Genomic DNA, 10,560 nt, shown 5'->3' with positions numbered 1-10,560 from the left:
GTCTCCTCAGGCGGCCAGATACTGATCGAGCGTGCGCGCGGCGTGGCGGATCAGGAATTCCTGATCCATCAGCTGCATCGTGTCGATGACGCCGGAGCGGATGCCGATGAACGTGTCTTCCATCGTCGCGGTGTCTTCGAGCCAGGCGTTGCGGTGCAGCGCGTTGACATGGAACTGTGCGATGCGCTCCGCGGCGTTCTGTGCGGGCCGGAAATAGTTGATACCTTCCCACAGCGTACGGCCGTGATCGAGCGGCCAGAACTGGTGCGTGAAGAACGACATGCCCGGATAGCCGCAGCCCGATGCCAGATGGATGAGGAAATTGGGGAAGATGTTGGGCAGCTCGAACTGGAAGTCCGCGCGCCGCGTGGGGTTGATGCCGGGCGGCAGCAGGTCCGGGCGCGGACGGTGGGGCTCCCCGCCATGAAGCACGCCCGCAAACGCGGCGGTCGAGGCGGCGGCGTCCATCCCGGCGCCGTAGATTGCTGAGGAAGCGTGCGGCCCGATCAGCTTGAAATCGCTGTGTTCGATACCCCGGAAACCGGGCAGAGACCCGGCATGGATCGTCGGCACGTGATAGCCTTCGGAGAAGGCGTAGAGCGCGACCTTCCAGTTGCATTCAAGCACGGTCGAATAGCGGAAGGCGGTCGTCGATTCCGCATAGGGATAGCCGCCGAAGAGATCGGCGAAATCGCCGAGATATTCGCGCAGCGTCTGTTCTGGCGCGAAGTTGATGAAGACGAAGCCTTCCCACGTGTCACAGGCGATTTCGCGGAGGCCGAGGCACGCCTTGTCGAGCGTGCCGAAATGCTCCTCGAGCGGAACTGAGCGCAGCGGCCCGTCGGTGCCGAATACCCAGCCGTGGAAGCGGCAACTGACGACGCCTGCGCGGGCGCGTCCAAAGGTTTCGAAATCTGAGGTCGGCACCACCTTGTTGCCGCGGTGTGTGCAGACGTTGTGGAAGGCGCGGATCTTGCCGTCCTTGCCGCGCACGATGAGCACGGAGGCATCGGCGACGGGAAGCTCCTTCACTTTGTAGTCGCCGTTTGCGGGCAATTCCCAGCTCGTGGCGACCTTGAGCCACGTCTTGCGGAAAATCTTCTCGCGCTCGATCTCGTAGACGGTGGGATCGCGGATCGCGTCCACGGAAACGGGGTCGACGCCGAGTTCATCGCGGATGGCCGCAACCGAGCGATTGAGGTGCCGCAGCTGTTCCGCGCTTTTCGCGCCGGGCAGGGTGGTCACGCTCATGTCATTTCTCCTTCGTGAGACAGGCCGGTCAGGCGTCACCGAGCGCGTCGGGCTTCGGCGACCATCCGGCCGGGTAGTGTGAAATCAGATCGGCCTGCAGTTCGAGGCGTGCGAACTGCCATCCCGCATCCACGGAAACGGCGCGTGCGAGATAGCGTCCGCCGATCCAGTAAGCGCGGCCGCTGGCGGCGGTCGCAACCTCCCAGAGCATGAAATCGACTTCGGCGGCCGCGTCGTCGTCATCGAGCGTTACCTTGGGAGAGACGAGGTAGTGCAGCGTCCAGCGGAAGCCCTGCTCGGCATTTCCGGCAACACCCCCCGCGATCGCGGCGGCACCCACGAGGTCGCCGTAGCGGTCGATGCGGAACAGCGCATCATCCGTGAACAGCGGCAGCAATGCCTCCGCGGATGGGCCGGCATCGAAGGCGCGCGCAAGATCACCGATCAGGGCATCGATGGCGCGCAGTGCTTCCAGCCTGCGTACGCGCTCTTCAAGCGTCGGGTTCGGCATCGCAGGACTCCCGCGTAAGGGGGCGGGCCTCCGGGAGGGGGAGGCCCGCCGGGGGAAGATCAGAACTTGTAACGTGCGCTCAGATACCACTCGCGCGGGCGGCCATAGACGCCTTCGGTGATGCCGCCGAACGCGTCCGCGTAGCCCGATCCGAGATAGACTTCCTTGGTGAGGTTCTTGACGCCGAGCGACAGGCCCCAGCGCTCGCTCTCGTCGTTGAAGGCGATCGAGGCGTTCACGAGGTGATAGCCGTCCTGCACCAGCAGCGGGTTATTGACGGCATCGTTGTAAACCCGCGAACGGTACGACCAGTCGACGCGCGGCTGGAAGCTGCCGAGGCCGGGCGCCTCGATCAGGTAGGAGATACCCGCGCTCAGCGTCCACTTCGGTGCATTCTGCAGCTTGGTGTCGGTGGTGACGCCGGCGTTCAGCGCGCGGATGTCGACCCGGCGATATTTCGCGTCGAGATAGCCGATGCCGGCCTCGATGCGGAGCGCATCCACGGGCCGCGCTTCAAGCTCAAGCTCGATGCCCTTGATGCGCGCCTTCGCGGCATTCTGGATGATCGGCGCGAAACCCAGCGTCGGGTCGTTCACCGTGACCTGCAGATCGTCGTAGTCGTTGAGGAACGCCGCGCCGTTCAGCCTGAGCGTCCGGCCCGCGAGGTCGGACTTGAAGCCGAATTCGTAGGTCGTGCTCGTTTCCGGCTTGAACGAAGGGATGAAGGCGAACGGCGGGAACACGCGCTGCGTGAAGCCGCCGCCCTTGAAGCCTTCCGAATAGGAGACGTAGGTCAGCAGCTCGGGGCTCCAGCGATAGGCAAGGCTCACCATCGGCGTCCACGCGCGGTCGGTGATCGTCGCCGTCTGGCCGAGCGGCCCCATCAGCGGGTCGCCGTTCTGCAGGCCCGAGCCGTCGGGGTTGAACGGCAGTCCGGTCAGGAAGCCGGCCTCAACGACATACTGGTTGGCGTTGCCGAAGGTCTTCTTGTCCTCGGTCCAGCGGATGCCCGCGGTGAGGTTCAGGTTATCGACGATCTCGTAGGTCGCCTGGCCAAAGGCGGCGAGGCTTTCGCCGTCGAGTACGGCACCGCTCAGGAACACCGCATCGATGAGGTTGACGAGATCCTTGTGGTTGCCGCTTTCGCTCGAATAATAGCCGCCGATAACCCAGTTCAGGCGGCCGTCGCCGGTCTCGCCGAGAAGCTGCAATTCCTCCGAAAACTGGTCCTGTGTCCAGTCGCTGTTGGTCTGCACGATCGATGCCGGGCTATGGTCGGAATCGCGTGTCCAGAAGCCCGTTACCTTGCGGTACGCGGTGATCGATTTCAGCGTCAGGTCGTCCGTGATTTTCCATTCGATGGTGCCGGAAATACCCCAGATGTCGACATCGGAGCCGGACTGGTAGGGCTTCGGATTGCCGTTCGCGAACACGTCCGAAATCGCGCTGAACGTGCCGCCGTGGCGATAGGGCGCCAGCGCCCACTGGCTGTTGTAGCAGCGCTGATCGGTGAGGCGCGCCGGGTTCAGCGGATCGGCGCAGATGGCGCCCGCGCCCGAATAGCCCGCGTTCCAGGCCTGCGCGGCGGGCGCGTTCTCATCGACCCTCAGCATCACGTTCGGTGCGGAGTTCTCCCGCGTGCGCGATCCGTCGACGGCAAGGTCGATCGTCACGTTGCTGGACGGTTCAAGCCTCAGCGCGAAGCGGCCGGCAAGGTTGTCGGTGTCGCCAAGGTCGGGTGCGCCGTCGACCACGCCTTTCACATAGCCGTCGCGCTTGTGATAGAAGCCCGCAACGTTGCTGTAGATGCCCTCGGCGAGCGGCAGGTTGAGAATGCCCTTCAGCTGAACGCGGTTGTGGCTCCCCGTCGATACCTCGAAGTTGCCGCCGAGCGTGTCCGTGGGCTTCTGCGTCACCACGCTCACCGCACCGCCGATCGTGTTGCGGCCGAACAATGTGCCCTGCGGGCCGCGCAGCACTTCGATACGCTCAACGTTCATCACGTCGAGTACGTTGCCGACGCCGCGCGAGATGTAGACACCATCGAGATAGAGGCCGACGCCGGGGTCGGCGGAAAGCTGATAATCGTTCTGACCGATGCCGCGGATGAAGATGGCCGCGGTTGCGTTGCTCGCAGAGACCGGAACCGAGCTGTTGAATTTCACGTTCGGCGTGAAGTCGCCGATCTGCGTCACAGTTTCGATGCCGCGCTGCGCAAGGCCCTCGCTGGTGACGGCGGAGATGGCGATCGGCGTGTCCTGTAGCGATTCCGCGCGGCGGCGTGCCGTCACGGTGATCATTTCAAGGCCGCCGGTGTCGGCTTCCGCCTGCGCAGGTGCGGCATCCTGTGCCAGTGCCGGGCCGGTGCCCGCGATGCTGAGCAGCGATGCGCCCACCAGCAACCCGTAAGCCCCCCGCATCTTTGTTCCGGTCGCTCCGTTCATGTGTCTTTCCCCTCCTGTTGGTGCCCCGCTGTCCGGCGGCGCCGTTGTTGTTCTCACCCCGGGGCGCCCGCCGCTTCCATCCCACCGGAAACGATCCACGCGCCGTCCATTGTTACTCCCAAGGCAACAACAACGCTGCGATTTCCGCTAGCCCAAGGGTGCGATCAGCAGCACCGCAGTGCGATCGAGTGCAGCGCGTACGTCAGCGTTTCTGCGATCCGGCAAGGGCGCCTTGCGCTGCTTTAGTGCGGTAACCGGCTAACAGGCTCGGCAGCGGGATAGCCGCCGGCGGCACCCAGCCGACATGATCTCTCCACGAAACGGGCCGGCTTCGGCTGGCGGCAAGCCAGGAAAGACTCATGACCAACACTGTCGAAGTGCTGCGCATCGGGGAAACCGCGAAGGGCGATCCCAACTGCTTCAACCGCCTGCACTGGGCGATCGAGCCGGTCGCGAAGGCGCGGCCGGGCGACTATATCGTCTACGAGACGCGCGATGCGTTCGACGATCAGTTCAATTTTTCCACGACGCCTGCTGAAGTCGCCGCCTGCGATCTGAACCGCGTCCACCCGATGACCGGCCCTGTCTATATCGAAGGCGCCGAGCGCGGCGATGCGCTCGCCGTCACCATCGTCGATATCGCCCCGTCCGCTTATGGCTACACGGTGATCGTGCCGGGCTTCGGCTTCCTTCGCGACATCATCCCCGGGCCGTTCATCGCCAACTGGAAGCTCGACCGGCTCTGCGCGGTCTCCGAGCAGATACCGGGCGTGCGCATTCCGATGTGCGCGTTTCCGGGCTCCATCGGCGTGCTCCCCGGCAAGCCCGAGGTCGCCGCCGCGCTCGAACGCGAAGGCGCGCTCGCGGCGGCGGGCGGCTTCGTGCTGATGCCCGATCCCGGCCGCGCGCTTCCCGCGAATCTGTTCGGGGAGGGTGCGCCCTATGCCGCCGAAGGTCTGCGCACCGTCGCGCCGCGCGAAAACGGCGGCAATATGGATATCAAGGCCATGCAGGTCGGCACCACCATCCTGTTCCCCGTTCTTGTCGACGGCGCCGGCCTGTGGACCGGCGACATCCATTTCGCGCAGGGCGACGGCGAGGTCTGCGGCACCGCCGTCGAGATGGCAGCACGCGTCACGCTGAAGTGCGAGATCATCAAGGGCGGTGGCAAGAACATCGTGTTCCCGCACGTCACCGGGGGCAGCCAGCTCCGCAATACCGAGCCGGGCCGTTTCCATGCGGTGGTCGGTATGCCGGTGAAGAAGAAGGGCGAAGTGCCGCCGCACCTCGCCTATCTCGATAGCCCCAAGGTCGCCGCGCTCACCAACCTTTCCGAAGACCTGACGCTTGCCGCGCGCGATGCGCTCATCCGGATCATCGACTGGATGGTGGAGAACAAGGGGCTGACGCGCGAGCAGGCCTATGCGGTCGCCGCCGCGGCAGTCGACCTGCGCATCGGCCAGCTCGTCGATGTTCCCAACATCATCGTCTCGGCCGTGCTGCCGCTCGACATCTTCGTCGACTGAAGCGCCGGCCAAACTCGAAGGAACCGAACCCATGAGCGTTGAACATCGCTGGCTCGAAAAATACCCGGAGCTGGGATCGAACCCGATCTCGACCGAGCCCTACATTTCGCCCGACTGGTACGAAAAGGAGCGCGAGAAGATCTTCCGCAAGGTCTGGCTCTGCGTCGGCCGCGCGAACGAGCTGCCGAAGGCCGGCGATTACAAGGTCAAGCGCATCGAGGCTGCGGGCACCTCCGTCATCCTCATGCGCGGCAAGGACGGGGAGGTGAGGGCGTTCCACAACGTCTGCGCGCACCGCGGCAACACCGTCGTCACCGAACACGGGCAAGAGACGTACGGCAAGAGCCGGGCGGCTGTGATCACCTGCCGTTTCCACGGCTGGGTTTACGGCGCCGACGGTGCGCTGAGGAGCGTGCCGAGCGAACAGCGCTTCTATTCCTGCTTCGACAAGAGCCACAACGGGCTCGCGCCGATCCACCTGTCGCTGTGGGAAGGCTTCATGTTCATCAATGTCGCCGAGACGCCCGAGACGACGCTCGAAGAATTCCTCGGCGACTATGCCGGGCATTTCGCCGGCTATCCGTTCGACAGCCTCGACTATGGCTTCACCTATCGTACCGAGCTCGAATGCAACTGGAAGGTTGCGCACGATGCGTTCGCGGAGGCGTATCACGTCGATACGATCCACGCCGGATCATTCCCGAACGTGTTCTCGACCGGCCTCCAGAACGTGAAGCTGATGGGGCCACACCGCACCTGCGCGGTGTGCCTCACGCTCGATGCGAAGCCGACGCCGGTCGCGGGCGTCGCCAATCGCATCGCGGGCGCCAGTCTCGTTTCGCAGCGCGGCGAGTCGATGCTGCCCAAGACGATCAACCCCGATCAACGCAGCGATTTCGCGTTCGAGCTGAGCGTGATCTTCCCGAACACGCTGCTGCACGTGTCCGAAGGCATCTGGTTCACGCACCAGTTCTGGCCGATCGCGCACAACCGCACGCTGTGGGAGGGCCGCTATTACGTGAAGGCGCCGACCACCAACGCGGAACGCTGGGCGATCGAGCACGCAATGACGCTGCAGCGCAACGCCTGGCTCGAAGACACCGCGACGATGGAGGACACGCAGCGCGCCATGCAGTCGCGCGCGAAGACGCTGCAGCATCTTCAGGACGACGAGATCCTCATCCGCCACGGCGCGGTCATCGTCGACCAGTATGTCAACGCCTGAGCGGAGCACGATCATGACCGAACTCACGCTGCCGCCCGCTTTCGCCGATCTCGCGCCGTTCCTCGACTGGGCCTTGCCCACCGCAGACGAGCGCCAGACCAAACGTCGCCATGCCAGCCGCGAACAGCTGAAGGCGTTCTACGACGCGCTGCTCCCAAGGCTGGAAGCGATCCTTGCCGAGGTCGATACCTATCCGCTTGGCAACCTGCCGGAGAGCCATCACGCGATCTACGACATGGCGCTCGCGCTCGCCGAGGTCGCGCCGCATGTCGAGCTTTACGGCGGCTCGCCCGGCGTGCCTTACGCGTTCGAGGAAGGCCGCTTCATCGCCGTGCACGGCACGCAGCCGACATGGCAAGGCCTGCACCCGATGGCGACCATCTGAGCATGGCGTTTTCGGCCGAGGAGCGTCTGGTGCGGCTCGAAGCGCGCGCCGAGATCGGCGACCTCGTCGCGCGCTACGCGCACGGCGCGGATCGCGGCAATGATCCCGCGATCATGCGCACGCTCTTCACGCCGGACGCGATATGGTCGGCGGCAGGCTTCGCGGCGCTCGAGGGCCGCGAGGCGATCACGAAGGGGCTTGCCGAAATCGCGGCATCGCGCGTGCTGTGGTCGATCCATTTCATGGTGTCGCCGCGCATCGTGCTCGCGCCCGACGGAAGATCGGCGCGATGCCATTGGTATCTTTGGGAACTGTGCACCATGGCCGGGGACGCGGGTCAGCGGGATGAATGGCTCGGCGGATGGTACGACAGCGAAGCGGAGTGGACTGAGGACGGATGGAAATTCAGGAATGTGTGTCTGGAGATACGGCTCCAGGGCGAAGCGAACCCGCCGTGGTATCTGAAGCAGCCGGTGACACGATGAGCGTGCGTCTCTGCGCCGTCGGCGACATCGCCGAGGGCGAGATACTGCGCGTCGATCTCGAAGACGGCCGCGCGCTCGCGGTCTATCATCTGGAAGGCGCGTTCTACGCCACGGACGATCTCTGCACCCACGGCGACGCATCGCTCGCGGAAGGGGAGATCGAGGGCTGCAACATCCTCTGCCCGTTCCATCTCGGCAGCTTCGATATTCGCACGGGCGAACCCACGGGCGCACCCTGTTCGGTCGCGCTCAGAACCTATGCGGTGACGGTCGCGGACGGCGAGGTTTTACTCGCCCCCTAGTTCAGCTGCTCAGGCGTTTCAGCGTGCAGGAGGGGCGCTCACCGAAGCGGTCGTGATAATCGCGCGCGAACTTCGACAGGTGTGTAAAGCCGCACGCGAGCGCGACGTCGGTGACGGAAAGCCCGAGATCGGCACCGGCCTTCAGTTGCCGTTGCGCAAGGTCGAGCCGGTGGTTCTTGAGATACGCCATCGGCGTCGTGTCGCGGAAACGCCGGAACCCCGCGTGCAGAGACCGCGCACTCACGCCCGAAACGTCGATCATCTCGCCCAGCGTGATCGGATCGCGCGCGTGTTCGCGCACGAATTCCTCCACGCGGCGCACATAATAGGGCGCCGGTCCCGAAGGCGGCGCGTCGAACAGATCGGAATGATTGTGCGGCACCGCGGCGAGCAGCAGCCGCTCCAGCGTTTCCTCCACGGAGCCGCAGGCGCGCGCGTGCGTATAGCCGGTGGCGCCGGTATCGAGACCGTCGCAAACCGTGCGCACGAGCTGTGCGAACGCCGCCGCCGCACCCTGCAGCCGCACGGGCCGCGGTGAAAAACGCAGGTCGCCCGGCCGAAAGCCCAGCTCCTGCGCCAGCACCGCTTCGAGGCCGCTTTTCGGGATTTTCACCGTGAAGTGCTTGTAGCCCTCGCCGAAGACCTGACGCACCTTCGCATCCGGGCTGATCACGCACATTTCGCCGGGATGCAGTTCGAACGTGTTCTTGTCCTGCACGATCTGCGCGACGCCCAGCAGCGAGAACTGGACGAGATAGAGCGCATCCATCGGCGGGATGTTGACGACGACGCGGCCATAGGGATTGCCGTAGTCGGTCGCGTTGAAGGTCAGCGACCGCAGCGCCGCCTGATGATGCCGAAACGCGAGCGGCGGTACGCCGCCCTCGATCCTGAGGTCGTGCGGGCAGAACATCGCGCTCATGTGCTGATGCACCTCGTCGATGTCGTTCGTCACCAGCCTTGCCCGCTCTGCAAGCGGCAGCCCGTCGCCCGCCCAGCGGCGGGCCGTCTCCACATCCGTGATCAACATGCTCCCACCTCCGCTTGGCCGGTTTTCCGGCCTCTCCCGCCTGGCAGCATTTCGCACATTGCCCCTGCGATCAAGCGACGATTCGATGCGCCTACCGCTGGCATGATCCGCGCTTGCACTGGCCCTGCACTCCTCCGTCTCAGGTATCGAAGCGCGGGCGTCCGGCAGGCCCGGCAGTTGTTCGTTACCGGCTCGATATCCTTTGCAGAAGCTGCGTCCCGTGCGGTTCCCTGTCCAATACCCATTCGCCCGATCGTCAGACCTGTAGGGTATCATCGTGTGCAGGTGTCTGATGACCGCACCCGTGCGGGTTCAGATGCCCCCTGCGAAATCCGCACTCAGCGTCCACCCGCTGCGGGGCGGGGATAGTGGGCGTGCGGCTTCTCCCGCACGGTGGACGGCATCAGAAAACAAGGGGAGACGCGTTCTGGACACGATGCTGCTTCTGGCGTCTCAGTCGCGATGATCGAGGGGCCGTTATCGGTCGGTGCTGGCCTTGCCGTGCCCTGCATAGAGCGCCTCGCTGATCGCCACGAGCTGCGCAAGCTCCGCAGAGACGTCTCCGGCGCGGTGGATCATCATGATCGGCGAGTGCGCGGGGCTGTCGACGATCGGCACGTAGGCGACGTCATCGCGTTTCATGCGCTGCACCGATGCGGGCACGATGCTGAACCCGACATGCGCGGCGACAAGCCCGATCGCCGTCTGCACCTCGCGCACCTCGCGGACGATGCGCGGCTGCAGCCCGAGATCGTGGAAGATGCCGAGCACCTGGTCGGCGTAGCTTGGTCGTGCCGGGCGCGGATAGACGATCAGCGGCTCGCCGAGCAGCGCCTCGAGGTGAACAGGCCCGCCGCCCGCAAGCGGATGATCGATCGGCATCACCGCCACCAGCGGTTCCTCGGCAAGCACGATGCGGCGGATCGCGGCATCCTCGAAGCGCAGGCGTCCAAAGCCGGCGTCGATGCGTCCGTCCTTCAGTGCGGCGATCTGTTCGATGGTCGAAAGCTCGATCACGGAAACGTCGCTGCGCGCCGCGCATTCACGGAAACGCCGGATCACCTCCGGCAGCAGGCCGTAGAGCGTCGAGCCGACGAAGCCGATCACGAAACGCTTGCGGCCCTTGCCCGCCTGATCCCGCAACACCTCGCGGATCCGATCGACCCCTGCAAGCACCTGCACGGCCTGTTCATAGAGCAGGCGCCCGGCCTCGGTCAGGCGGATCGGCCGTGCCTCGCGATCGAACAGGTCGACGCCGAGTTCTTCCTCGAGCTGGCGGACCTGCCGGCTGAGCGGCGGCTGCGCGATGTTCAGCCGTTCGGCGGCGCGCGTGAAGTTCCGTTCGTTGGCGACCGCAACGAAGTAGCGCAAGTGTCTCAGCTCCATTCGATACCTTTCAGG

The 10,560-nt window shown here is 65.0% G+C and carries 10 protein-coding genes; 5 read left to right on the top strand and 5 right to left on the bottom strand.

Translation table 11 applies throughout. The features are described from left to right. Nucleotides 1-6: 6 nt before the first annotated feature. From ACE3TJ_RS03640 to ACE3TJ_RS03630, 3 genes are read right to left on the bottom strand one after another with little or no spacing between them, the layout of a single operon-like run. Entirely contained in the window at nt 7-1,251 is a 1,245-nt protein-coding gene (locus ACE3TJ_RS03640; RefSeq protein WP_374593943.1) for an aromatic ring-hydroxylating dioxygenase subunit alpha, read from the bottom strand. A gap of 28 nt (nt 1,252-1,279) precedes the next feature. Further along, nucleotides 1,280-1,762, bottom strand: coding sequence for a nuclear transport factor 2 family protein (locus ACE3TJ_RS03635; protein WP_374593941.1), 483 nt, complete (start codon nt 1,760-1,762; stop codon nt 1,280-1,282). A 59-nt stretch (nt 1,763-1,821) separates the two neighbouring features. After that, nucleotides 1,822-4,206, bottom strand: coding sequence for a TonB-dependent receptor (locus ACE3TJ_RS03630; RefSeq protein ID WP_374593939.1), 2,385 nt, complete (start codon nt 4,204-4,206; stop codon nt 1,822-1,824). Nucleotides 4,207-4,565: 359 nt separating this feature from the next. Between ACE3TJ_RS03630 and ACE3TJ_RS03625 the strand changes: the two genes are divergently transcribed. From ACE3TJ_RS03625 to ACE3TJ_RS03605, 5 genes are read left to right on the top strand one after another with little or no spacing between them, the layout of a single operon-like run. Beyond that, nucleotides 4,566-5,732 (top strand): acetamidase/formamidase family protein, encoded by a 1,167-nt coding sequence (locus tag ACE3TJ_RS03625; protein WP_374593937.1) that lies wholly within the window; start codon nt 4,566-4,568, stop codon nt 5,730-5,732. A gap of 31 nt (nt 5,733-5,763) precedes the next feature. After that, nucleotides 5,764-6,957 (top strand): aromatic ring-hydroxylating dioxygenase subunit alpha, encoded by a 1,194-nt coding sequence (locus ACE3TJ_RS03620; RefSeq protein WP_374593935.1) that lies wholly within the window; start codon nt 5,764-5,766, stop codon nt 6,955-6,957. A gap of 13 nt (nt 6,958-6,970) precedes the next feature. Next, a complete protein-coding gene (locus tag ACE3TJ_RS03615; RefSeq protein WP_374593933.1) occupies nt 6,971-7,342 on the top strand; it encodes a hypothetical protein in 372 nt (123 codons plus the stop codon). After that, nucleotides 7,309-7,827 (top strand): nuclear transport factor 2 family protein, encoded by a 519-nt coding sequence (locus ACE3TJ_RS03610; RefSeq protein WP_374593931.1) that lies wholly within the window; start codon nt 7,309-7,311, stop codon nt 7,825-7,827. The genes ACE3TJ_RS03615 and ACE3TJ_RS03610 overlap by 34 nt, the downstream gene beginning before the upstream one ends. Continuing rightward, nucleotides 7,797-8,129 carry a non-heme iron oxygenase ferredoxin subunit gene (locus tag ACE3TJ_RS03605; RefSeq protein ID WP_374593929.1) on the top strand — a complete coding sequence of 111 codons (333 nt, stop codon included), beginning with the start codon at nt 7,797-7,799 and terminating at the stop codon, nt 8,127-8,129. The genes ACE3TJ_RS03610 and ACE3TJ_RS03605 overlap by 31 nt, the downstream gene beginning before the upstream one ends. A 1-nt stretch (nt 8,130) precedes the next feature. Here ACE3TJ_RS03605 and ACE3TJ_RS03600 read toward each other — a convergent pair whose 3' ends face one another. Both ACE3TJ_RS03600 and ACE3TJ_RS03595 read right to left on the bottom strand, forming a co-directional pair. Continuing rightward, a complete protein-coding gene (locus tag ACE3TJ_RS03600; protein ID WP_374593927.1) occupies nt 8,131-9,159 on the bottom strand; it encodes an AraC family transcriptional regulator in 1,029 nt (342 codons plus the stop codon). Nucleotides 9,160-9,636: 477 nt separating this feature from the next. After that, nucleotides 9,637-10,545 (bottom strand): LysR family transcriptional regulator, encoded by a 909-nt coding sequence (locus tag ACE3TJ_RS03595; RefSeq protein WP_374593925.1) that lies wholly within the window; start codon nt 10,543-10,545, stop codon nt 9,637-9,639. Between the last annotated feature and the right edge of the window lie 15 nt (nt 10,546-10,560).

The organism is Sphingosinicella sp., from assembly GCF_041916975.1.
In the GTDB taxonomy this organism is placed as follows: domain Bacteria; phylum Pseudomonadota; class Alphaproteobacteria; order Sphingomonadales; family Sphingomonadaceae; genus Sphingosinicella.
Note: the sequence above shows the minus strand (reverse complement) of the source record. Positions and strands in the feature narration are given on the sequence as shown.